This window comes from uncultured Marivita sp., assembly GCF_947488135.1.
GTDB lineage: Bacteria > Pseudomonadota > Alphaproteobacteria > Rhodobacterales > Rhodobacteraceae > Marivita.
Window position 1 is genome coordinate 125,737 of sequence record NZ_CANKYW010000005.1, and the last position, 22,351, is coordinate 148,087.

Below are 22,351 nucleotides of genomic sequence, written 5' to 3' on the forward strand. Positions count from 1 at the left end.
TCCATCGCCTACCAGCCTTTTTGCGGGCCCATCTCGCCAAGCGCTCTTGAACTGCGCATGGCGCTCTACGCCCCTTGTCCGGGTCGATGCAACCCGCTAGGACGGGCGAAACCACCATCCGAGGCCAACACATGCGTCTGTCCCGCTATTTTCTGCCCGTTCTCAAGGAAACCCCTGCCGAGGCCCAGATCGTCAGCCACAGGCTGATGCTGCGCGCCGGGATGATCAAGCAGGCCAGCGCCGGGATCTATTCGTGGCTGCCGCTGGGCTACAAGGTGCTTCGCAACATCGAGCAGATCGTGCACGAAGAGCAGGCGCGTGCAGGTCACATCCCGATGCTCATGCCCACGTTGCAGTCCGCCGATCTCTGGAAGGAATCCGGCCGTTACGACGCTTACGGCCCCGAAATGCTGCGGGTCGAAGATCGGCATGGACGTGACATGCTCTACGGTCCCACCAATGAAGAGCTGATCACCGACATCTTCCGCAGCCATGTGAGCAGCTACAAGGACCTGCCGCTGACGCTGTATCATATACAGTGGAAATTCCGCGACGAGATCCGCCCGCGGTTCGGCGTCATGCGCGGCCGCGAATTCCTGATGAAGGACGGCTACAATTTTGACCTGACCAAAGAAGACGCGCTGCACGCCTATAATCGCCATCTGGTCAGCTACCTGCGCACCTACGAACGCATGGGCCTTCAGGCAATTCCGATGCGCGCGGACAGTGGGCCCATCGGCGGCGACGACACGCATGAATTCCTCGTGCTGGCCGAAACCGGCGAGTCCGAGGTGTTCTACGATTCCGAAATCACCGATCTGAAATTCGGCGACCGCGCTATCGACTACGATAACAAGGCACAGTGCCAGGCCGTGCTTGAGGAATTCACCTCGCGTTACGCCCGCACGGACGAGACCCATGACGAGGCTGAATTCGCCAAGGTGCCTGCTGACCGTCAGCGCACTGCGCGCGGCATCGAGGTGGGCCAGATCTTCTATTTCGGAACCAAGTATTCCGACGCCATGGGCGCGACGGTTGCGGATGCCGACGGCAACCGCGTGCCTGTTCATATGGGCAGCCACGGGATCGGCGTGAGCCGCCTGCTGGGCGCAATCATCGAAGCCAGCCATGACGACAAGGGCATCATCTGGCCCGAAGGCGTGACGCCGTTCCATTGCGGCATCGTCAATCTCAAGCAGGGCGACGACGAGGCCGACGCGGCCTGCGAGTCGCTTTATGCAAGCCTCATCGCGCTCGGGCTTGAACCGCTCTACGACGACCGCAACGACCGGGCAGGTGCCAAGTTCGCGACGATGGACCTCATCGGTCTGCCATGGCGCATCACCGTCGGCCCGCGCGGTCTCAAGAACGGCGTTGTCGAACTCACCTCCCGCCGCAGCGGTGAAAGCGAAGAACTGCCGCCCGAACAGGCGATTCAGCGGATTGCCGCGATATACGGCAAAGCCAGCGCCTGACAAAGGCACGTCTCTTGCGGGATCACCGTCGCATTTGCTAGCCAGAGGGCATGAAACGCCTTTCGGCATTCCTTTTGGGTTTCTGGGCCGCAAGCCCGGTGGCGGCCTCTGATCCCGTCGCGCTATTTGAAGAATGGGCGCGGGCGGAAGGCGCGGGTGAGACTGCGATTGCGGTGCTGATCGACGGACAAATGGCGCATGACAGCAACGCGGATCGGCCCGTCGATCTTGCGTCCAACTCCAAGGCGATCACGGCGCTCTGCGTGCTGTCATTGGTGGATGAGGGCAGTCTGCACTGGGACATGCCGCTGTCCGAGGCGCTGGGGCGCGATGCGTTCGATGCGACGCTGGCGGAGTTGGTGACCCATAGCGCCGGGATCGGGCAGGACACAACGCAATTGCGGATGGGGTTCTGGCTCAACGAGGACACGCCGCGTCACGCGCATGTCACCGACCTCGTGCTTGATCGCGACGGCCAGAAAGGCACGCGCGGTGCGTTCCGGTACAGCAACGAGAATTACGCGCTTCTGGGTCGGATCATCGAACTGGCCAGCGGAGTAAGCTACGAAGACACCTGCCGCGCCCGTGTGCTCGAGCCTGCGGGCGTTTCGGGCGCCCTGTCACCCCGGTTCGGTGCCTTCGCCGCGTGGGGTGGCTGGCGGATGACCATGCAGGATCACGCGACTTTGCTGTGGCATTGGTTTGGACCCGACGGACGGGTCGGGACGGACCCGCTGGCGCTGCCGCATATCGCACGGGGCGAGGGCAGTTTTTACGGCCTCGGGATGAACTACACGGAAGACGGCAACGGGATGCGTTACTCTCACGCGGGCGCGCTGTCTTTTCCCTTTGGCCCGAAAACCGGGGCCTTTGCCGTGGTGTACCCGTTCAACGCGGTCGCCGCGATGGGCTATGATGTGGCCATTGCCGATCCGCCGAAATTCCGGAAGATCGCCGACCAGCTGGGCGAAACGCTCAACGGGGAATAGGCGCTGGTCTCGGTGCCAACGAAACCCGACCGGTCAGACAGCCGCGGACACTTCGGCCACGATCCCATCCACCACTTCGACAAGCAGCCCCTCGTCCTCGCACTCCGCCATGACACGGATCAGAGGCTCCGTGCCGGATTTCCGGATGAGCAGACGACCCTTGCCGTTGAGCCGCGCTTCGGCCTCGGCGATGGCGGTCTTGACCGACCCGACCTCCAGCGGCGCGATTGACGGATCGTAACGCACGTTCTTGAGCAGTTGCGGCACCGGCTCAAAGCTCCGCGCCAACGCGCTGGCCGGCTGTCCGGTGCGGCACATTTCGCCAAGGAACTGCAATCCGGCCATGAGACCGTCGCCCGTGGTTGCGTAATCCGTCATGACAATGTGGCCGGATTGTTCACCACCGAGGTTCCAACCGCCCTTGCGCATCGCTTCGACCACATAGCGGTCCCCGACGCCCGTTCGTTCCAGGCGCAGCCCACGGCCATCGAGGAACCGCTCGAGCCCGAGATTCGACATGACGGTCGCAACCAGCACACCATCGCGCAGCCGGTCCTCATCGGCCCAACGCGCCGCCATCAAGGCCATAATCTGATCGCCGTCCGCGACTTGCCCGGTTTCGTCGATCAGGATCACCCGATCGGCGTCGCCATCGAGGCAGATCCCCACATCCGCGCCATGCGCCACCACGGCAGCTGCGGCCAGCTGCGGATGGGTCGAGCCGCACCCCTGGTTGATATTCTCCCCGTTCGGCGTCACGCCGAGCGGGATGACATCCGCGCCCAGCTCCCAAAGCACTTCTGGCGCGGCCTTGTAGGCGGCCCCGTTCGCGCAATCGACCACCACCTTGAGCCCGTCGAGACGCATTCCGGCCGGGAAGGTCGACTTTACCCGCTCCTGATAGCGGAAACGTCCGTCGTCGATCCTTTTCGCGCGCCCGATATTGTCGGCCTGCGTCGGGGCCACACCGGTCTCGATCAGCGCTTCGATCTCGGCTTCGTCGGCATCGGACAGCTTGAACCCATCCGGCCCGAAAAACTTGATCCCGTTGTCCTGCGCGGGGTTGTGGCTGGCCGAGATCATGATCCCCAGATCGGCCCGCATCGACGGTGTGAGCAAACCCACCGCAGGCGTCGGCACCGGGCCCAGCAGCAATACGTTCATGCCGGTCGAGGTGAGCCCAGCTGTCAGCGCGTTCTCGAACATGTATCCCGATTGCCGCGTGTCCTTGCCGATCACGACGCGGTGGACACCCTTGGAGTCCTGCCGGAAATGCCGCCCGACGGCAGCGCCGATCCGCAGCGCCATGTCGGCGGTCATCGGAAAGCTGTTCGCCGTCCCACGGACACCGTCGGTTCCAAAAAGCTTACGCACCATGCTCGTATCCCCACTCGATTGCACGCCAGAGCGCCAGGGCCTGACGCGTTTCCTTGACATCGTGCACACGTATAACCTGTACGCCCTGCGACGCTGCGTGCAAGGCGACCGAAACCGATCCCGCCATGCGTGTGTCCGCGTTGCCCGCCCCCGAAATCGTGCCGATGAATTTCTTGCGCGAGGCGCCCAGAAGGATCGGGCAGCCCAACCCGTGGAACAGGGATATATCGTTCAAGAGCGACAGGTTGTGGTGCAAAGTTTTGCCGAACCCGATCCCCGGATCAACCATGATCCTGTCGCGCGGTATTCCGATATCGACCAGTGCGTCGACCCGACGTGACAGAAAGTCAAAGACGTCCAGCCGCACATCATCGTATGTCGGTGCATCCTGCATGGTCTGTGGATCGCCCTGCGCATGCATCACGCAGACAGGCACGTCTCGCCGCGCACAAAGGGGGCCGAGCGCCGTATCGTAGGTAAAGCCGGACACATCGTTGACCAAGGTTGCCCCGGCATCCAGAGCAGCTTCGGCCACGGCGGTCTTGCGTGTGTCGATTGAGATCGGAACGTCCACCAGACCCGAAATAGCCGTGATCGGAACCTCGACGCGCGCGATCTCCTCTTCGACGGGTACCGGAGTAGACCCCGGCCGGGTGCTTTCTCCGCCCACATCGATGATGCCCGCGCCGTCGCGGACCATCTCCTGCGCCTGGGCGACCGCCGCTTCGGGTTCAAGAAATCGCCCGCCATCGGAAAAGCTGTCCGGCGTGACGTTGAGAATTCCCATCAGGGTCACCGTATCCATCCGGCATCCCGCGATCGGTGCGCGCGCAGCCGTCAGGCGCTCCAAAGCGTCATCAGGAACCGCTTTCGCCGGGATAAGGTCCGGTTTCGCATCGCGCCGATACACCGCGACCTCGGTGAACCACAGTGGTCCACCGGCCAGCGGCATGGCGTCTTTCGGGCGTTGGGGCCCGGATCGGGGCAGGGGACGGAAATATGATGTCATGGCGCGTCAATGAAACGCTCTGCGAATTTTGACAAGCGGCTAAAGCACGCTTTCGCCGATGGGTGTGTTGCGGACTGAAACATTTGCCGACGCGGGCGCCTCAGCCCCGATCACGAGCAGTTCCCGCGCGTCCATTTCGTCCGCAAACCAGGCCGACAGGGCCGCCGTATCGGTGACGGGTGTCTCCGGTCCGGCAACCGCGTCCAGCACGATCTTCGACGGGGCCCAGATGCAGACCTGTCCGTTTTTCATCGCCCAGTCGAGCTCGGTTCGGGTCGCGACCACCTTGCAGCGTCCGTCGCGCGCGGCGAGAACCCAGCCATTCTGCTCGATCGCCAAGAGGTCGATCCGGCGCTGCGTCATGGCATGGCCGGTGACCGGGCGCGGGCCGTCAGGCAGGCCGACGCACAGGATCAACGGAACGCGCTCCGCCTCGAGCTGATCGAGCCACGCGGCAAGGTGTTCCGACGCGATGGCCGCATTCGACAAGTACACGACGCGGGGATGAGGGCGCTCCTGGCTGCTGTCATGCGCGGCAACGTCCAGATCGGACCTCGACCGCACGATCTCTACGCCAAGCGCGCCGGGACCGCGATCCAGCTTCTCGATCCGAACGAAGGCCCGCAGCGCCTGCGGTTCTTGCAGGATCCGCTCGGCGATTCGCTCGGCCAGCGTTTCCAGAAGGTTCAGGCGCTCCGCTCCAAGCTCGGCGGCGATGGCTTCGGTGACCCGGTCATAGGACAGGATGCGGTCAACGTCATCATCGATATGTCCAACGATTGGTTGCACTTCGACGACGACATTAAAGCAGATGCGCTGCGTCGTGCCACGTTCCGCCTGGAACGCGCCGATCTCGACATTGACGATATGATCGCGGAGCGAGATCCGATCCACCGGTCCGTCCTGGGCCGTGGCTATGGCGCGTTCTGACGGGTGCGCAAAAGCAAGTCGGATTTCAGAACTCATCGCAAGGCCTCCGGATCGGTCGCGACTGGGCTATCAGAGGATGCCGGAAACGAAAATGCCGCGAAGGGGCATTTTGCACGCCACTCGCGACATCGTCGGGTCTTGGGATCGACGGGACTGGATCAGCTGTTGCTGCTGACACGCCAGGTGTGGCGGTAGAACAGGTGCACACCGATGGACGCCGTCTTGGTGTAGGTGCGCGACCAGCGTGGGCGCACGGCGTTGGTGTGGTAATGCGTTGCCCCTTCGGTCAGGTTCATCGGCGCGCGACCGTCAAGAATGGCGCGGGCGACCTTGCCGACACGCTCCCAGGCGCGGGGTTCGCTGATCCGTTCCGGAATGCCGTCGCAGGTGTAGGTGAACTGGCACTGGTATTTCTTGCCGGTGCCCTGGTTGATCACGCCACAAATGCTGTTCGGAAAGCGGGCGCTCTTGACGCGGTTCATGATGACTTCGGCGACCGCGAACTGGCCTTTGATGGTTTCGCCGCGCGCTTCGAAGTAGAGAGCCTCTGCCAGGCATTCCCACTGAGCGCCGCCGCTCGCCTTGTCCTGCGCGTTCAGCCAGGACGTATTGTAGATTGCGCCTTTGCGTGACGCGGGTGTGACAAGCGATGTCAGATGCGATTGGCCTGCTGCTGAAAGGCCGTTTTGTTCTTGGGTGACAAGAGCTTGAGCAGCGTCCTTCGAGCGTTCTGCGAAGGAGGGCGATGCCACGAGTGTGGCCGCCAGAATAAGTGCAAACAATCTCGACATACCGAGTGTTCATCTCGCGATATTGTGGGTGGCGACGAGATGCACAGAAAACAGGCATCGCCGCGCGTTCGACGGGCTGTTACAGAAAATATTGGAAATCCACAAGTTACCCGCCCATGCGCGTGGCGCAAGGCCGATGCCCGACCCCGAAATGGGGCAAAATCTGGGCCGAATTGTGCCGACGGCTACTTTATCTTGTCGGCCAACGCAAGTTGTGCTGCGGCAAGACGTGCCACCGGAACCCGGAACGGAGAGCAGCTGACATAGTCGAATCCAGCCTCCCGACAGAAGGCGATTGATTCGGTATGCGCGGCATGTTCCCCGCAAATCGACAAAACCACGTTCGGGCGGGCAGCGCGACCCCGAACCACCCCCAATCGCAACAATTCCCCGACACCCTCGGTATCGAGGATATGAAAGGGGTCTTCGGTGAAGACGCCTTGCCGGACATATTCCGACATGAACCGCCCCGCATCGTCGCGCGACAGACCGTAGGTCATCTGTGTGAGATCGTTGGTGCCGAAGCTCAGGAAATGGGTGTGCTCCGCGATATCCCCGGCGCGCAAACAAGCGCGGGGGGTCTCGACCATCACGCCAAGACGATAGCTGAAATCCGCGCTCTGTTCCGTGCGCACGGCGGCAGCCACTGCCTCGACCCGGCCCCGGACGAGTTCGACCTCGCGCTTGGCGGACACCAGCGGCACCATGATTTCGGGCACGACCGTGATGCCTTCGCGGGCGGCCTCGACCGTCGCCTCGAAGATCGCGCGCGCCTGCATGTCATAGATCTCGGGCACCGAGATCCCCAATCGCACGCCGCGCATCCCCAGCATCGGATTGTATTCCGCGAGGCTGTCGATCCGACGGGTCACGTCGCTCACCGGAATGTCCAGCGCTTCGGCCAGTTCGCGCTGGCCTGCACGGCTTGTGGGCAGGAATTCGTGCAAAGGCGGGTCGAACAACCGGATACACACGGGTTGGCCCTGCATGATCTGGAAGAGCTCGAGAAAATCCGCGCGTTGCATCGGTAGCACCAACTCCAGCGCCGCCTGACGATCCTGCGGGTTCTGCGCGAAGATCATTTCGCGCATCGGGGTCAGGCGCTCGGCTTCGAAGAACATATGTTCGGTCCGGCACAGACCGATGCCCTGGGCGCGGAAATGCAGCGCTGTCTTGGCGTCGGCGGGCGTGTCCGCGTTGGCGCGCACGCCGATATCGCGCTCGGCATCGGCCCAGCTCATGAAGGTGCGGAACGTCTCATCCAGCGTCGCCTCGATCATCTCGACCGACCCGGCGAGGATCTGGCCGTTGGTGCCGTCCACGGTGATCTCGTCACCTTCCCGAAGCACCCGGCCATCGGTCGCCACAAGCTGCTTGCGTTTGACGTGGAACCGCAGGTTCGCGGCCCCCACGACGCAAGGAAGACCAAGCCCGCGCCCGATCACCGCCGCGTGGCTGGTCATGCCGCCGCGTTCCGTCAACACGGCCGAGGCCACATGCATGCCGCGAATATCCTCAGGGCTGGTTTCGCGCCTAACCAGAACACAGGGTTCGCCCCGCGCGGCGCTGGCCTGAGCCGCCTCTGACGAAAACACGATCCTGCCCGTCGCAGCACCGGGGCTGGCGGCGATTCCGCTGCCCAGAACATCGCGCTTGGCCTTGGCGGATACCTGGCGGTGCAGCAATTCCGACAGCGCCCTCGGTTCGATCCGCATCACGGCCTCTTGCCGCGTGATAATTCCGTCCTCGGCCAGCCGCACCACGATCCTCAGCGCCGCACGCGCGCTGCGTTCGACCCGCACGCCGTCAAGAATATGCAGCTTGCCGTTCTCGATCGTGAACTCGATCTGCATTTCCTCGCGCAGCCGGGCGCGCATCAGGGCCGCGTGGTCTTTGAGCGCCGCGAACGCCTCGGGCGCCAACTCTTCAAGCGACGGCCCGCGCGGGTCTTTCTCAAGGAACATCGACGCGGCCCCGCCGTCCAGCGCCTCGCGGCCTTGGCTTTGGCTCAGGTAACGGCCCGTGATCTGCGGCAGCCCGGTGGAGGGATTGACCAGTTGCAAAACACCCGATCCACATTCACCACTGCCCAAACCCAGCGCCATCTCCTGCACCACAAGGCCGAGCCCTGCATCGACAGGCGCGCCCTTGGCCTGACGCAGCAGCCGCGCTGTCGTGCCCTCCCAGGCCCGCGCCATGGACCGCAGGATCTCCGCCAGCTGGATCGCCGGATCCTGCGGAAACGGCTCTTCGGCCTCGTCTTCGTAAAGTTGCAGCGCCTCCCGCAGCGCGTCGTGGCCTTCGCCTTGGATCGCATCGAACCCTTCAGCATCGAGCCGCGCCACGTCGATGGCGTAGTTGACCACGAAACGCAGGTAGATCTCGGTCGCCGCCTGCGTGCCGATCTGGTCGCAGAGATCGACATAGCGCGCGTCGTTCATCCCGATATTGAGCACGGCACCGGGGCCACCCCAATCCGGGTCTTCGGATGAGGGGCGCACGCAAAGCAGGGCATTGGGGTCGAATTCCGTCAGAATGTCGGACACATCCGGTCGATACCCGGACGCGATCTGGTGCACCGTGCCGAAGGACAAGGCAACCGTTCGGGGCACCGGAAGATCGAGCCGCACAAGGCGTTGCAAGCACTTCGCCCGCCCGCCATGGGTGGGCGTGGACATGGGCGATGTCGGAGTGATGAGCGTCACATCCGGGTTGTCAGGACTTGGTTTCTGCACCGCAGCACCTCTTGAACGTGGGCGCAGCATAAGGGCAGCGCGCAGTCTGACAAGAGGCGTTGATGGCGCAGGCTGGCGTCGGGTCCCGAAACCGGAATCCGACGTGTTTTCTTGGGGTTCAGCCTTCGATCCGCGTCAGGTCGGCCACCTGCAAGCAGGTTTTGCGGATCGTGCTGAGCAGGTTCAACCGGTTGCGTCGCAGCAGGTCCTTGTCGGCATTGACCTGAACCGCCTCGAAGAACGCATCCACCGGCCCGCGCAAATCGGCCATCGCCGCCATCGCGGTTTCGAAATCCTGCGCTTTCATGGCCGGCGCGATCTTAGCCTCGGCCTTGGCCAGAGCGTCGAAAAGCGCGGTTTCGGCGGGGTCTTCCGCGAATTTCGGATCGGCACCGAAAGAGTATTCGACCCCGTCCTTCTCTTCGGCCTGGCTTAGGATGTTGTTGGCCCGCTTGAAGCCCTGAACGAGGTTCTCGCCGTCCTCGGTCTCGAGCACAGCCTGCAACGCCTTGGCCCGCTTGACCAAAAGCGCCAGATCATCATTGCCGTCCATTTCGATACACGCGTCGATCACGTCATGCCGGATGCCCTGGTCGCGGAGATAGACCTTGAGACGGTCGTGGAAGAAGGACAGCAGATCGACCGATTTGTCGGGCACTTCGTTCTGCATCGCATCCAGACCATCGGTTTTTTCCCCATTACGCCGCGCCTTGAGCGTACGATAGGCCGCGCCGAACACGCCGTGCTCTGCGATTTCAGAGATCAGGTCGGTGACATCATCGTCGCTCACCCCGTCGATCAGGTGCCCTTTGTGGCGGACAAGCTGCACGTCGATGAAACGATCGAGCGACACCTGAAGCCCGTTTTCCAGCACCAACCGGATCACCCCCAACGCTGCGCGGCGGAGCGCGAACGGGTCCTTCGATCCCGTGGGTTTCTCCTCAATCGCCCAGAACCCGGTCAACGTGTCGATCTTGTCGGCTAGCGCGACCGCGACGGACACGGGCGCGGAGGGCACGTCATCCGACGGTCCGAGCGGGGAATAATGCTCCTGACAGGCGACGCCGACCTCCGAAGGCAGACCGGCGGCATCGCTGTAGTACCGGCCCATGAGCCCCTGAAGCTCCGGGAATTCGTAGACCATCTCCGAGGCCAGATCGGCCTTCGCCACGGTCGCGGCCTGCTCTGCCAGTTCGGCATCCGCCCCGACCACCGGGGCCAGTTCGCGCGCGAGGGCGGCGATACGTCCGATCCGGTCACGCTGCGACCCCAGCTTGTTGTGGAAGGTCACGTTCGACAGGCTGTCCGTCCACGCGGTCAGACCCTGTTCCTTGGCCACCCGCAGATCGTTCTCCCAGAAGAACTTGGCATCCGCCAATCGCGCCGACAGCACCTTCTGGTTGCCCGCGAGGATCGTCGCGCCGTGATCGGCGGTCTCTCGGTTCGCCACGGTGACAAAGCGTTCGATCCGCCCGGACTTCGGATTGCGCACCGAAAAGAACTTCTGGTGCTCTTTCATCGAGGTCTGCAACACCTCCGGCGGCAGGTCCAGAAACTCCGATCCAATCGCTCCCATGAGCACGACCGGCCATTCGACAAGCCCCGCCACTTCGGCCAGAAGTCCCCTGTCTTCGACGACTTCGAGCCCGCTTGCGAAGGCCTGGTTGGTTGCGTCCTGCCAAATCGCCTCGGCCCGTTCACCTGCGTCGAGCACCACATGCGCGCGTTTCAGCTTGGCCTCGTACTCATCAAAGCCCGTGACATCGAACGCGCCGGGCGCCATGAAGCGGTGGCCTTCGGTCGTGCGCCCGGATTTGATCCCGTCTACGTCGAGCCGCACCACATCAGAGCCATCCTCGCGTGTCAGCACGCATAGGATGCGGTGCAGGGGCCGCACCCAGCGCAGGGAACCGGCGCCCCAGCGCATCGATTTGGGCCACGGGAAGTTGCGGATCGTGTCCTCGAGCACCTCGGCCACGATCTCTTCCGCCGACCGGCCGGGTTTCTCGATCACCGCATAGAACACGCGGCCTTTCTTCTCGTCCCGCTCGATCAGGTCGTCGCGGCGTACACCGGCCCCGCGCAAGAACCCTTCGATGGCCTTTTCCGGCGCATCGACGCGCGGGCCCTTGCGTTCTTCCTTGATGTCCGGCGATCGGTCGGTCAACCCGTCCACCCGCAACGCCAGACGGCGCGGCGTTGCATAGGCGACGGCCCCGGCATAGGTCAAACCGGCCTCGACCAGCCCGTTCGTCATCCGCGACTTCAGGTCGTCCGCCGCCTTGGCCTGCATCCGCGCCGGGATTTCCTCGGAAAAAAGCTCGATCAGAAGGTCGGGCATCAATTGTCTCCGTTGTCGCGTTCGGGGCAGTCGTCGCCCAGCGGGCTGCCGTCATAGGCCTTGTCGCCGCATTCGTTGATTTCGTGCCAGATGTAGCCGTGTCCGTCCTCGGTGACGGCGACCACCCGGTCGATCCCGAATTCGAGATTGCGCTGGCTCGTGAACACCTGCGCGCGGCCCATGCGGATATCCTCTCCGATGGCCTCGGCGTCGAAGCAATCGAACCAGCCCGGAGCGTTGCGCGGTGACGCCCCGATATAGGGCTCGTAGGTTGATGTCAGCGTCGACAACGGCGTCTGCGTGGTGAAGCAAGCTCTGAACCTGATGGGTGAACTGTCGGAATCAATCGCTTGAAAATCCTCGTAAAGGATCGTCTCGCGCCGCCCGTCTTGCGTGGTCAGTTGCACATCATCCGTCCCGGTCGGCGTGACCGTTTCGTAATAGGCGTAGACCTGAAGATAGTACATCGCCACGCCCGCGATCAGCGCGCTGAGGACGATCACGATGGTAAGGATTTTTCCGGTCATCGTCTATTTCCAGTCCATGTTCACATGAGGCCGTTCCATCCGTGCCGCACGCGCGCGTAACGCATCGGTGCGCGGCAGCAGGTCGGGGATCCGGCTCTCGTGGGTTTCGACGAACAGATGCCCGATCCGATATTTTACCGGATGGTCAAAAAGCGCCTCCAAGAGCGGCACCTCCGCCCCCTCGATATCCATCTTGATCAAGGCGATATCCGCATCCAGCCCTTCGAGAAAGGCCGGAAAGTCCATCACGCGCACATTCACTGCGCTGGTCGTGTCGATATTACGCTTTTGCGCCATCAGCGATGAGGATTGCGATTGTTCCACCGGATCGCTGTCGAAACACGCGGTGCGATAGAGCGGAAAGGTCCCGTCCTCGGTCCCGGCGGCCGCCTCGATCACTTCGACATTGGGCATATCCGAAAGACGGGTCCGCAATTCGGCCGCCGTCCACGGGTCCGGCTCAAACGCGTAGACCTTCGCGGCATGCGCCGCCATGGTGCGGGTATGCTGGCCCAGGTTTGCGCCGAGGTCGATACAGATCTTGCCCGTCGCGCCCGCCAACGCCTCCCGAAACGCCGCTTCTGCCTTGGGGGTATCCACAAGCTTGCGCAGCTTGCGGCGGTACTTCTGCCCAAGCTCCCCCGGCAGATGCTGCATCAGGCCGTACTTGGCCCGGCGCATCGGCGTATTTCGGTTGGCAGAGGCCATCAGGCCGCAAAGCCCCCGGCTTCGGTCTGCACGAAGGCGTCGGCACAGCGTTTCGCCAGCGCGCGCACGCGCCCGATATAGCTTTGTCGCTCCGTGACCGAGATCACGCCGCGCGCATCGAGCAGGTTGAAAATGTGGCTGGCCTTGATGCATTGGTCATAGGCCGGGTGGGCCATGACGATGCGCTTTCCGGTCTTCGGATCGTCGTCGGCCTGATCCAGGATGCGGGCACATTCCGCCTCGGCCTCTTCGAAATGGCGGAGCAGGACCTCCGTATCCGCGACGTCGAAGTTCCAGCGCGAATATTCCTGTTCGGTCTGGCGGAACACGTCGCCATAGGTCAGCGCGATCGACGCGTCAGGGTCGTTGTAGGGCATATCCATCACGTGATCGACACCCAGAACATACATCGCCAGACGTTCCAACCCGTAGGTCAATTCGCCCGATACCGGGTGGCAATCATGCCCGCCAACCTGTTGAAAATACGTGAACTGCGACACTTCCATGCCATCGCACCACACCTCCCAGCCAAGCCCCCAGGCACCCAGCGTCGGGCTTTCCCAGTCGTCTTCGACAAAGCGAATGTCGTGCAGCGCCATGTCGATCCCGATGGCGCGCAGCGACCCGAGATACAGGTCCTGAAGATCGGGCGGCGACGGTTTGATGAGCACCTGGTACTGGTAATAATGCTGCAACCGGTTCGGGTTTTCGCCGTAACGCCCGTCGGTGGGGCGGCGCGACGGCTGCACATAGGCCGCAGCCCAGGGTTTCGACCCCAAGGACCGCAACGTGGTGGCCGGATGAAACGTGCCAGCACCCACTTCCATGTCATAAGGCTGCATCACCGCACAGCCCTGACCGGCCCAGTAGGACTGGAGCCGCAGGATGATCTCCTGGAAACTGCGTGGCTTCGTGATGGTCTGATCCATGGCGATGTCACCCCGGTTTGCACTGGCGCCTGATTAGGCCCATGGGGTCCGGGGGTCAATTGCGTGCGAGGCCCTAATTTTCGCGTTCCAGTGTCGGCACAATCTTGCTAGAGCATGGCGCAGAAACGGGTTTTTCGAGCAGGTGACGATCGCATGGTGCGCAGGTTTTTCTTTTCGATGCTGGCGGTGCTGGTGTTTTTTGGCGCAGAGGCACGGGCGCAGGACAGCGTCTATGTGCAGATCGAGGCGCAACCCACCTTGTCCGAAGTCGAAGCGCGCCTGCGCGACTACGCCTCCATGCTGCCCGATGTGAACGGGTTTGACCTTGGCCGAGGCTGGTATGGTATTGCCCTGGGGCCCTATCCCCGCGATGAGGCCAACCGCGTCCTGCGCAGCCTGCGCGCGCAACGGCTGATCCCCGGCGACAGCTATATCGAAGGCCCCGATCGCTATGGTCAGCGCATCTGGCCCATTGGCGCAGGCCCGGCCATCGCCACGCCGACGATCACCGCGCCGGAAATTCCTGTCGCGCCCGAACCCCAAGCCAGTGACGAGACCCCGCGCGAGGCCCGCGCGTCCGAGGCGCTGTTGACCCGGTCGGAACGCGAGGCGGTGCAGATCGCGCTGCAATGGTCGGGCTTCTACAATGCGGCGATTGACGGTGCCTTCGGGCGCGGCACCCGTGCGGCGATGGGCGCGTGGCAGCAATCCAACGGGTTCGAGGCCACCGGCATCCTGACCACCGCGCAACGCGCCGAGCTTTTCCGGCAGTACAATGCTGTGCTTGACGGTATGGACATGCAGACCGTGCGCGACACCCGCGCAGGGATTTCCATCGACCTGCCGCTGGGCGCCGTTGCCTTCGATCGCTACGACAGCCCGTTTGCGCATTTCGAGCCGACCGGGTCGGTCGACGGTGCGCGTGTTCTGCTTATCAGCCAACCGGGCGACCGTGACCGTCTCGCTGGCCTTTACGAGATCATGCAAACGCTCGACATCGTGCCGCTCGACGGCCCGCGCGACCGCAACCGCGACAGCTTTACCCTCACCGGCCAGAATGCCCGCATCGTCTCGCATACCGAGGCGCGGCTGGAGGATGGCGCGATTAAAGGGTTCACGCTGGTCTGGCCCGCGGGCGACGAAGAGCGCCGTACTCGCATCCTCGCCACGATGCGCAACAGCTTTGATCCCATTCCGGGCGTGCTGGACCCGGCGGTGATCGCCGAGGACAGCCAGCGCGTCGATCTGGTCGCCGGGCTGAGCATCCGCCAGCCCAAGCTCACCGCCTCGGGCTTTTTCGTCGATGGTCAGGGCAGGGTGGTCACGACCGATGCCGCCGTTGCCAATTGCGGCCGCATCACGCTGAACAGCGATTATGGCGCTGAAGTCATGGCCACCGACCCGGCCCTCGGCATTGCCGTGCTGCGCGCGACCCAGCCTTTGGCACCGAACGCCGTTGCACAATTCCGCGACGGCACGCCCCGGCTGCAATCCGAGATTGCCGTGGCGGGCTTTTCCTTTGGTGGCGTCTTGCCGTCCGCGACGATGACCTTCGGGCGGCTTTCGGACTTGCAGGGCCTCAACGGCGAAGACACGCTGTCGCGTCTTGATATCAGCACGCTCGACGGTGACGCGGGTGGCCCCGTCCTTGACGATGGCGGCGCGGTGATCGGCATGCTGGTCCCGCACGATGCAGGTGGTCGGCAATTGCCCGATGACGTGAACTTCGCCACCAAGAGCATGTCGGTGCGCGCGATGCTGGAACGGGCAGGGGTGTCGCCTCAGGTCACGCCGGGCCTCGCGCGGCTTGACCCGGTGGACCTCACGCAGAAGGCAACCGCGATGACCGTCCTGATCAGCTGCTGGGAGTGACCCGGCGGCTGAACAGCCGTTTCAACGCGCCCCACTGGCTGATGAACATCCCGATCAGGATCAACCCCATCGCGATCAACAGGACGGGCTTGAACGGCTCGCCCAGGATCACGATGCCAAGGATGACCGACCACATCGGCACCTGGTAGCCGACCAGCGACATGAAGACCGGCCCGGCGCTGCGGATGACAAGAATACGCATCAGGTTCGCGCCCGCCGTCGGAACCAGCCCGAGGATGGCGATGATCAGCAGGATATCCGTGTCCGGCATCGGCGGCGGTCCCTCGACCGCCCAGGCTGTCGGCACCACGAGCAACGCGCCGAACACCAGTGCGAGGGCTGCGAGCCCGAACGGGTCGATCGGCGGCAACCGTCGCACCAGAACCGAACTGCACGCATAGCACGCCGCTGCCCCGACACAGGCCAGCCGCCCGAATGGCTCCATCGGATCACCGCTCGACACGAACGCCTGCCCGCCCAAGAGGACGGTCACACCGACGAAGCCGATGATCAGACCGATCAGACGCCGCAAGGTGATCTGCTCTCCCGGCACGAACAGATGTGCCAGCGGCAGCACCATCAGCGAGACCGAGGCCATCGACACGCCTGCGAAGCCGGAGGTGACGGTTTGTTGGCCCCAGCTCAGCAGCATGAAGGGAATGGCCGAGTTGAGCACGCCCGAAAGGATCAATGGCCCCCAGGACGTCTCCGGTGTCGTGAAGACACGCCCGCCACGCCACAACCAGATTGCCACTGCCAGAAGGGCTGCGAACCCGATCCGCCCGGCGGCCAGCCAGAACGGCGTGATCCCTGTCAGGGCGAGTTCGATGAACAGGAATGTGGCGCCCCAGATCAGGCCAAGCGTCGCCACCATGCCCCAGCTGGCCGGGGTGATCTCGGGGGGTGTTTGCATAAATAATTGGCATCCAGAGCGGGGCGGCGGTAAAAAACCGGCACCAGACGTTGCAACCCGGAACGGTTCGGTTAGCTCTGTACTGCGCGGCTGATCATTCAGCAACTCCCCTAAGGGGAAAGGTAACGTCTTTCAGGAGGACCCAATGGACGCGTTTTTCATTCTGCCTATCGTCATTCTTCTCGCCCTGCTGGCGTGGTGCGTGCTGCAACTCAAAGACGATATGTAGCCGTCCCGCAGCGCTTTGCGTTAACGCAAAGCTGGGATGCGTCAACGCATCGTGTGCCAAATGACAAAAAAGGGCAGCCCAAAGGGGCCGCCCTGAAAATCGGTAAGGATCGGGTGGATCAGTTCTTCGATTTGTCCACCATCTTGCCTGCGGAGATCCACGGCATCATGCCACGGAGCTTCTCGCCGGTCTCTTCGATCTGGTGCTCGTCGTTGATGCGACGGGTCGCCTTGAACATCGGCTGGCCGACGGCGTTTTCCTGCATGAAATCCCGCACGAATTTGCCGGTCTGGATGTCGGTCAGAACCTCTTTCATGCGCTTCTTGGTCTCGTCATAGGGCAGGATCCGCGGGCCGCTGACGTACTCGCCATATTCAGCCGTGTTCGAGATCGAGTAGTTCATGTTGGCGATGCCGCCTTCATAGATCAGGTCGACGATCAGCTTCACCTCGTGCAGACACTCGAAATACGCCATTTCTGGCTCGTAGCCCGCTTCCACGAGGGTCTCGAACCCCATGCGGATCAGCTCGACCAAGCCACCACAGAGCACCGCCTGCTCACCGAAGAGGTCGGTTTCGCACTCTTCGCGGAAGTTGGTCTCGATGATGCCCGAACGGCCACCGCCGATGGCCGAGCAATAGCTCAAGCCGATTTCCAGCGCACGCCCCGACGCGTCGTTGTGAACCGCCACAAGGCAAGGCACGCCGCCGCCTTTGGTGTATTCGCCGCGCACCGTGTGGCCGGGGCCCTTGGGGGCCATCATGATGACGTCCACGCCGGGCTTCGGCTCGATCAGGCCGAAATGCACGTTCAGACCGTGGGCGAACGCGATGGCCGCGCCTTCTTTGAGGTTGTCGTGCACGTACTTCTTGTAGGTCTCTGCCTGAAGCTCATCGGGCATGGTGAACATGATCAGGTCACACCAGGCCGCCGCTTCGGCGATGCCCATGACCTTGAGCCCTTCGCCTTCGGCCTTCTTGGCCGAGGCCGAGCCGTCGCGCAGCGCCACGACGACGTTTTTCGCGCCGCTGTCGCGCAGGTTGAGTGCGTGGGCGTGGCCTTGGCTGCCGTAGCCCAGAATGGCCACTTTCATGTCCTTGATCAGGTTGATGTCGCAATCGCGATCGTAATAAACGCGCATGATATTCCCTCGGTCTGCGTTTCGATTGAGGTGCAGAATAGGGGTTTTTCGCTAAAGAAGGCAGCGAATTAAGCGCATTCTCGTCTCATCATGGGGATTTCATTCTATTTTAGCCCGTGATACGCAAAATTCATGCTCGATGCGACCGATCTCCGAATCCTGCGCCAATTTCAGGCCGCCCCCGATTTGCCTACTGCCGATCTGGCCGATCGGGCAGGGGTGACGCCCACCACGCTGGCGCGACGCATCGACAAGATGCGCGCAGCTGGTGTCATCCGCGCCGTGCGCGCCGTGATCAACTGGCCGGCCCTGGGCTACACGGTCGAGGTCAGCTTGCGTGTCACGCTCGACAAGACCCAACCCCGCGCCTTCGATGAATTCCTCGCCGCAGCGCGAGAGGTGCCCGAGGTGATCGAGGCGCAGACCTTTCTGGGACAGGTCGATGCCCGCCTGTCCGTGATCGCCCGCGACATGCCGCATTACCAGCAGGTCTATCGCGATAAGCTTCTGACCCTACCGCATATCGCCGATATCGAAGCGCTGATGCACGTCGCTCGCGTCAAGTTCGACGAGACACTACCGCTATGATCGACCTCGACGACACCGATCGCGCCATGATCCGCGCCGTGGCCGAAGATGCGCTGATCTCGGCCGGTGCGTTGGGTCGCGAGCTTGGCCTCAGTCAGCCCGCGGCCTGGCGGCGTCTCAAGCGCCTCAAGGACGCAGGGGTGTTCCGGGGCCAGAGGCTCGACATGGATGCGCAAGCCCTGGGCTTCGGCGTCACGGTTTTTCTGGGCGTAAAACTCGCCACCAAGGGGCGCGTCAGCCTCGAAGACTTCGAACGCGCCGTGACCGCAATCCCCGAAGTGCAGACCGTCGAACACGTCCTTGGGGCCTACGATTACCGCCTGCGCGTCGTCGCCCGCGACATCGCCGATTTCGAACGTGTCCTGCGGCGGCGCATCATGACGCTGCCCGGTGTCGGCAATATCGACGCCAATGTACTGCTCTCCGAGGAACGGTTGCCCGGACCCATCGGCTAAGACACGTTTACCGATCTACGCCGCCCAACCTAAAAGTGCCTTCGCCTCGTGCCGTTTCAACGTGTAGCGCGCCATCGGCCGATCGGCACGGTCAAGCGGAACATCCGGCAAAAGCCCGACGATCTCGTCCCGCGCATCTTCGTCAATAGTGTCGAGCGCGATCTGCCCCGGGTAAAGCGTTTCTGCCGCGCAGCCTTCCGCGAAAACGACGTGATGCGCGTCGCATAAGAAGTGCCAGTATTCGACCAATGGACGCGGTTCAGCAACGATGCTTTTGCCGTTGATGAGATGCTTGGCGGCAACCAGAACCTCGGCCTCGCCGAACATCAACTCGGCCTCCATTCCCCGGAGCAGCATCCTGTGGTTCGGCGACACCCATAGGTCACGGACATTTTCGAGTGCGCCGCGCCGAATACGGATTGGCGTGTTGATCCCGTCGCCCGGGACAGTGACACGTCCAATCCACCGGATCGGCTGAGGCCCCCGGTCAAGGGTCGTGACCAGATCGTCGACGCACAGGCTCTCGATGAACCGTGGTCCGCCTGGTGTTTCGATCAAGGTGCCGGCCGCGAAGCAAATCACGATCAGCCCGTTGGCCACATCGGACGAAAACGCGCCATCGGCCGCTTCGCCGCCCGAAATATTGCCATCTTCATCGAGGTCGATATCCTCGTTCGTTGGCACTTCCAAAGGACCGTTTTGCGCGGCCAGAGTGCCAAGAATATCCACCCCGGCAACCGCCGCCAGAGTCCCCAGAACCGGCGCGCCGCTGTCGCTCGACGTCAATCCGTCCGCCTCGAATTCCAGATAACGATCCCCCATGGATCGTCGGCCCATATCGATATCAGCGCTGCCGGAGTAGGTGTATTTGGGGACATCGTTGTAATAGTCCGACGCGTTGTCGTAGACGATGATCTGCGTGATGGTCGAATTGCCGGTCAGAACACCGTCGGCGGTCGCGCCATCGGCCACGAACACGATGATATCGTTATTCTCGAAAACGGCATCGCCACCACGGATCATGTACTCGCCGCCATTCGAGGCGTTCGAGTTTGCACGCGGGTCCCCGACGATGCTGAATCCGTTCAACAACAACGTGGTTGTTGCCATGTTTGCTCTGCCTCTCGGGGTCTGACGCCCCTTTTCTGAATTTCGATAAGCTTACCTCTGGGTAAGCTCTTCGGTCAATCATTCACCAATCGAAAACAAGATGTTGTGTCTTTTGACGTCGATCCATCTAACCTGTCACCCCGTACCGTTGTGCCGCAAGAGGTCCGCGACCTTTTGAACCGAACTAGGCTTTGCCAATCTTTCGCCACCGCGTTACCCAAGATGAAACTCACGGAGGTTGCCCATGGCTTTGCTCGAAACGATAGACCCGAACGGGCTCGAAGAATTTTCGGTCGTCTTCACCGACCGCTCGCTCAACCATATGTCGGCCACGTTTCAAAAGGTAATGACCGACATCTCAGGGATGCTGAAGGACGTCTACAAGGCCGACGCGGTGGTCCTTGTCCCGGGTGGCGGAAGCTACGGGATGGAGGCGGTGGCGCGCCAGTTCGGGCAGGGGGCCAAGACCCTCATCGTGCGCAACGGCTGGTTTTCCTACCGCTGGACACAGATCTTCGAAGCGGGCGGCTTCGGCGGTGACACCGTGGTGATGAAGGCGCGCCAGACCGGGAACGAGGTCTTCGCCCCCTTCGCGCCAGCACCCATCGACGAGGTGATGGCGCGCATTCGGGAGGAAAAACCAGATATCGTCTTCGCACCCCATGTGGAGACCAGTGCCGGGATCATCCTGCCCGACGACTATGTCACTGCGCTGGCCGCCGTCGCGCACGAGGTCGGCGCGCTGATGGTGCTGGACTGTATCGCGTCCGGCTGTGCCTGGGTGGACATGAAGGCCACAGGCGTCGACGTGTTGATCTCGGCCCCGCAAAAGGGCTGGTCCGCGACGCCCTGCGCGGGCCTCGTGATGCTGTCCGACCGCGCCGTGAAACGGATGGAGGAGACCACCTCCAACAGCTTTGCCACCGATCTCAAGAAGTGGCACCAGATCATGATGGCCTACGAAAATGGCGGCCACGCCTATCACGCGACCTTGCCCACAGACGGGCTGCGGGCCTTTCGCGATACGATGCTGGAAACCCGCGATTACGGGTTCGAGAAACTGAAAGACGCGCAATGGGCGCTCGGCTCCCGCGTGCGTGCGCTTCTCGCGGAAAAGGGCGTCCGGTCCGTCGCGGCTGACGGCTTCGGCGCGCCCGGTGTCGTGGTCAGCTACACGCAAGACCCCGAGGTCCAATCCGGCCGCGCCTTCGCCGCGCGCGGAATGCAGATCGCCGCCGGGGTGCCGCTGCAATGCGACGAACCGCCCGAATTTAGCACCTTCCGGCTCGGTCTCTTCGGTCTTGACAAGCTTTATGACGTCGACGGCACCGTGGCGCGCCTCAAGCGCGTGCTGGACGAGGTGCTTTGACCCACCGCTGCACCGGGACCGAACCGGAGAAGACGCGTATATGAAAAGAGAAGAAGCCGGGGAGCGCGCACCATCCCCGGCTTCTTCTTTTTGAAAATATGCAAAAGCAACGTCGTCTCGTGCGCTTCATTTGTGGGACAACGCAGGGCGGCCAGGTTTCGCCCGCCCGAACCCCTATTTGAAGTTCCGGCTGTCCTTGATCTGATCCCAGGCCCAAACGACCTGTTGCAACTGCTCTTCCTGGCTGCGGTCGCCGCCGTTCATGTCCGGGTGCAGCACCTTGATCAGCGCCTTGTAAGCCTTGCGCACCTCGGCCTTGGTCCAGTGGTCCTTGGCTTCGAGGATCTCCATCGCCCGTCGTTCGGTCGGGGGCAGCCGCTTCGTGTAGCCGCCGGTGCTGCCGTTGCGCCCCGGGTTGCGTGTCGCGTTATCGCCCAGCACCTGGTGCGGGTCCTCGATGCCCAGCCGTGCCCAGGCCTTGGCCTCGGGGTCGCGCCAATCCTTCGTGCGCCGCTCCCAGACCTTATCCGAGCTCGTCTGCGCGTTCATCTCCGCTTCGGTCTTGCCGTCGAAGAAGTTCCACTTGTTGTTGTACTCGCGCACGTGCTCCTGGCAGAACCAGTAAAAATCATCGAGCACGTCCGGCGCTTTCGGCGCACGGAACTTCCCCGCTTCCTCGCAGCCCTCGTGATCGCACACGCGGGTCGAGGTCTCGGATGCGCCTGACATGCCCCGTCGGCCACGGGGGTTCTTCTTCTTCGCCGATTTGATCGACATATCGAAACCGAATGGATCTGATTTGCTCATAACCTGCCCTTTTCGACTCGGAGGCAACACTCTAGACCAAAACGCGACAGAGGTAA

Annotated in this window: 19 protein-coding genes; 6 read left to right on the plus strand and 13 right to left on the minus strand. The window is 62.7% G+C overall.

The genetic code is table 11. The annotated features are described in order from the left end of the window. The first annotated feature begins 131 nt into the window (after positions 1–131). Both proS and Q1B16_RS14815 read left to right on the plus strand, forming a co-directional pair. The gene (gene proS, locus Q1B16_RS14810) at positions 132–1,475 is read left to right on the plus strand and encodes a proline--tRNA ligase (RefSeq protein ID WP_299790313.1); all 1,344 of its coding nucleotides are present in this window, start codon (positions 132–134) and stop codon (positions 1,473–1,475) included. Between the two features lie 50 nt (positions 1,476–1,525). Next, positions 1,526–2,464 carry a serine hydrolase domain-containing protein gene (locus Q1B16_RS14815; RefSeq protein ID WP_299790316.1) on the plus strand — a complete coding sequence of 313 codons (939 nt, stop codon included), beginning with the start codon at positions 1,526–1,528 and terminating at the stop codon, positions 2,462–2,464. A 33-nt stretch (positions 2,465–2,497) separates the two neighbouring features. On the opposite strand, the gene glmM is transcribed toward Q1B16_RS14815, so the two are convergent. The 9 genes from glmM to Q1B16_RS14860 all read right to left on the minus strand — a co-directional run bounded on the left by glmM (position 2,498) and on the right by Q1B16_RS14860 (position 13,811). Beyond that, the gene (gene glmM / locus Q1B16_RS14820) at positions 2,498–3,841 is read right to left on the minus strand and encodes a phosphoglucosamine mutase (RefSeq protein ID WP_299790319.1); all 1,344 of its coding nucleotides are present in this window, start codon (positions 3,839–3,841) and stop codon (positions 2,498–2,500) included. Further along, the gene (gene folP / locus Q1B16_RS14825) at positions 3,831–4,850 is read right to left on the minus strand and encodes a dihydropteroate synthase (protein WP_299790322.1); all 1,020 of its coding nucleotides are present in this window, start codon (positions 4,848–4,850) and stop codon (positions 3,831–3,833) included. The genes glmM and folP overlap by 11 nt, the downstream gene beginning before the upstream one ends. A 39-nt stretch (positions 4,851–4,889) precedes the next feature. After that, on the minus strand, positions 4,890–5,816 hold the full coding sequence (locus Q1B16_RS14830; protein WP_299790325.1) for a dihydroneopterin aldolase: 927 nt from the start codon (positions 5,814–5,816) through the stop codon (positions 4,890–4,892). 122 nt (positions 5,817–5,938) lie between these two features. Beyond that, entirely contained in the window at positions 5,939–6,571 is a 633-nt protein-coding gene (locus Q1B16_RS14835) for a cell wall hydrolase (RefSeq protein WP_299790330.1), read from the minus strand. Between the two features lie 185 nt (positions 6,572–6,756). Then, entirely contained in the window at positions 6,757–9,249 is a 2,493-nt protein-coding gene (locus tag Q1B16_RS14840; protein WP_299790848.1) for a putative PEP-binding protein, read from the minus strand. Between the two features lie 175 nt (positions 9,250–9,424). Then, a complete protein-coding gene (gene glyS / locus Q1B16_RS14845; RefSeq protein ID WP_299790333.1) occupies positions 9,425–11,647 on the minus strand; it encodes a glycine--tRNA ligase subunit beta in 2,223 nt (740 codons plus the stop codon). Further along, a complete protein-coding gene (locus tag Q1B16_RS14850) occupies positions 11,647–12,174 on the minus strand; it encodes a DUF6446 family protein (RefSeq protein ID WP_299790336.1) in 528 nt (175 codons plus the stop codon). Before Q1B16_RS14850 ends, glyS begins: the two co-directional genes overlap by 1 nt. 3 nt (positions 12,175–12,177) lie before the next feature. Then, positions 12,178–12,882, minus strand: a complete 705-nt coding sequence (locus Q1B16_RS14855; protein WP_299790339.1) for an FkbM family methyltransferase — start codon at positions 12,880–12,882, stop codon at positions 12,178–12,180. Continuing rightward, a complete protein-coding gene (locus Q1B16_RS14860) occupies positions 12,882–13,811 on the minus strand; it encodes a glycine--tRNA ligase subunit alpha (protein ID WP_299790342.1) in 930 nt (309 codons plus the stop codon). Before Q1B16_RS14860 ends, Q1B16_RS14855 begins: the two co-directional genes overlap by 1 nt. 153 nt (positions 13,812–13,964) lie before the next feature. Between Q1B16_RS14860 and Q1B16_RS14865 the strand changes: the two genes are divergently transcribed. Continuing rightward, positions 13,965–15,683 (plus strand): serine protease, encoded by a 1,719-nt coding sequence (locus tag Q1B16_RS14865; protein WP_299790345.1) that lies wholly within the window; start codon positions 13,965–13,967, stop codon positions 15,681–15,683. Here the strand turns inward: Q1B16_RS14865 and Q1B16_RS14870 are convergent. Further along, complete coding sequence (locus Q1B16_RS14870) at positions 15,667–16,596, minus strand: DMT family transporter (protein ID WP_299790348.1); 930 nt, start codon at positions 16,594–16,596, stop codon at positions 15,667–15,669. The two genes, Q1B16_RS14865 and Q1B16_RS14870, sit on opposite strands and share 17 nt — an antisense overlap. Positions 16,597–16,943: 347 nt before the next feature. After that, positions 16,944–17,966 carry a ketol-acid reductoisomerase gene (gene ilvC / locus Q1B16_RS14875; protein ID WP_299790351.1) on the minus strand — a complete coding sequence of 341 codons (1,023 nt, stop codon included), beginning with the start codon at positions 17,964–17,966 and terminating at the stop codon, positions 16,944–16,946. A gap of 132 nt (positions 17,967–18,098) precedes the next feature. Between ilvC and Q1B16_RS14880 the strand changes: the two genes are divergently transcribed. Both Q1B16_RS14880 and Q1B16_RS14885 read left to right on the plus strand, forming a co-directional pair. Next, on the plus strand, positions 18,099–18,554 hold the full coding sequence (locus Q1B16_RS14880; protein ID WP_299790354.1) for an Lrp/AsnC family transcriptional regulator: 456 nt from the start codon (positions 18,099–18,101) through the stop codon (positions 18,552–18,554). Next, complete coding sequence (locus tag Q1B16_RS14885; protein WP_299790357.1) at positions 18,551–19,009, plus strand: Lrp/AsnC family transcriptional regulator; 459 nt, start codon at positions 18,551–18,553, stop codon at positions 19,007–19,009. Before Q1B16_RS14880 ends, Q1B16_RS14885 begins: the two co-directional genes overlap by 4 nt. A 15-nt stretch (positions 19,010–19,024) precedes the next feature. Here the strand turns inward: Q1B16_RS14885 and Q1B16_RS14890 are convergent, their stop codons facing one another. Next, positions 19,025–20,119, minus strand: a complete 1,095-nt coding sequence (locus tag Q1B16_RS14890; protein WP_299790360.1) for a Hint domain-containing protein — start codon at positions 20,117–20,119, stop codon at positions 19,025–19,027. 244 nt (positions 20,120–20,363) lie between these two features. On the opposite strand from Q1B16_RS14890, the gene Q1B16_RS14895 reads away from it, so the two are divergent. After that, a complete protein-coding gene (locus Q1B16_RS14895) occupies positions 20,364–21,488 on the plus strand; it encodes an aminotransferase class V-fold PLP-dependent enzyme (protein ID WP_299790362.1) in 1,125 nt (374 codons plus the stop codon). Positions 21,489–21,662: 174 nt separating this feature from the next. Here the strand turns inward: Q1B16_RS14895 and Q1B16_RS14900 are convergent, their stop codons facing one another. Next, entirely contained in the window at positions 21,663–22,295 is a 633-nt protein-coding gene (locus tag Q1B16_RS14900; protein ID WP_299790365.1) for a J domain-containing protein, read from the minus strand. Between the last annotated feature and the right edge of the window lie 56 nt (positions 22,296–22,351).

Bases quoted from the DNA above. Each gene is read 5' to 3' on its own strand.
- proS (WP_299790313.1), top strand. From the start codon at position 132: ATGCGTCTGTCCCGCTATTTTCTGCCCGTTCTCAAGGAAACCCCTGCC.
- Q1B16_RS14815 (WP_299790316.1), top strand. From the start codon at position 1,526: ATGAAACGCCTTTCGGCATTCCTTTTGGGTTTCTGGGCCGCAAGCCCG.
- glmM (WP_299790319.1), bottom strand. From the start codon at position 3,841: ATGGTGCGTAAGCTTTTTGGAACCGACGGTGTCCGTGGGACGGCGAAC.
- folP (WP_299790322.1), bottom strand. From the start codon at position 4,850: ATGACATCATATTTCCGTCCCCTGCCCCGATCCGGGCCCCAACGCCCG.
- Q1B16_RS14830 (WP_299790325.1), bottom strand. From the start codon at position 5,816: ATGAGTTCTGAAATCCGACTTGCTTTTGCGCACCCGTCAGAACGCGCC.
- Q1B16_RS14835 (WP_299790330.1), bottom strand. From the start codon at position 6,571: ATGTCGAGATTGTTTGCACTTATTCTGGCGGCCACACTCGTGGCATCG.
- Q1B16_RS14840 (WP_299790848.1), bottom strand. From the start codon at position 9,249: ATGTCCACGCCCACCCATGGCGGGCGGGCGAAGTGCTTGCAACGCCTT.
- glyS (WP_299790333.1), bottom strand. From the start codon at position 11,647: ATGCCCGACCTTCTGATCGAGCTTTTTTCCGAGGAAATCCCGGCGCGG.
- Q1B16_RS14850 (WP_299790336.1), bottom strand. From the start codon at position 12,174: ATGACCGGAAAAATCCTTACCATCGTGATCGTCCTCAGCGCGCTGATC.
- Q1B16_RS14855 (WP_299790339.1), bottom strand. From the start codon at position 12,882: ATGGCCTCTGCCAACCGAAATACGCCGATGCGCCGGGCCAAGTACGGC.
- Q1B16_RS14860 (WP_299790342.1), bottom strand. From the start codon at position 13,811: ATGGATCAGACCATCACGAAGCCACGCAGTTTCCAGGAGATCATCCTG.
- Q1B16_RS14865 (WP_299790345.1), top strand. From the start codon at position 13,965: ATGGTGCGCAGGTTTTTCTTTTCGATGCTGGCGGTGCTGGTGTTTTTT.
- Q1B16_RS14870 (WP_299790348.1), bottom strand. From the start codon at position 16,596: ATGCAAACACCCCCCGAGATCACCCCGGCCAGCTGGGGCATGGTGGCG.
- ilvC (WP_299790351.1), bottom strand. From the start codon at position 17,966: ATGCGCGTTTATTACGATCGCGATTGCGACATCAACCTGATCAAGGAC.
- Q1B16_RS14880 (WP_299790354.1), top strand. From the start codon at position 18,099: ATGCTCGATGCGACCGATCTCCGAATCCTGCGCCAATTTCAGGCCGCC.
- Q1B16_RS14885 (WP_299790357.1), top strand. From the start codon at position 18,551: ATGATCGACCTCGACGACACCGATCGCGCCATGATCCGCGCCGTGGCC.
- Q1B16_RS14890 (WP_299790360.1), bottom strand. From the start codon at position 20,119: ATGGCAACAACCACGTTGTTGTTGAACGGATTCAGCATCGTCGGGGAC.
- Q1B16_RS14895 (WP_299790362.1), top strand. From the start codon at position 20,364: ATGGCTTTGCTCGAAACGATAGACCCGAACGGGCTCGAAGAATTTTCG.
- Q1B16_RS14900 (WP_299790365.1), bottom strand. From the start codon at position 22,295: ATGAGCAAATCAGATCCATTCGGTTTCGATATGTCGATCAAATCGGCG.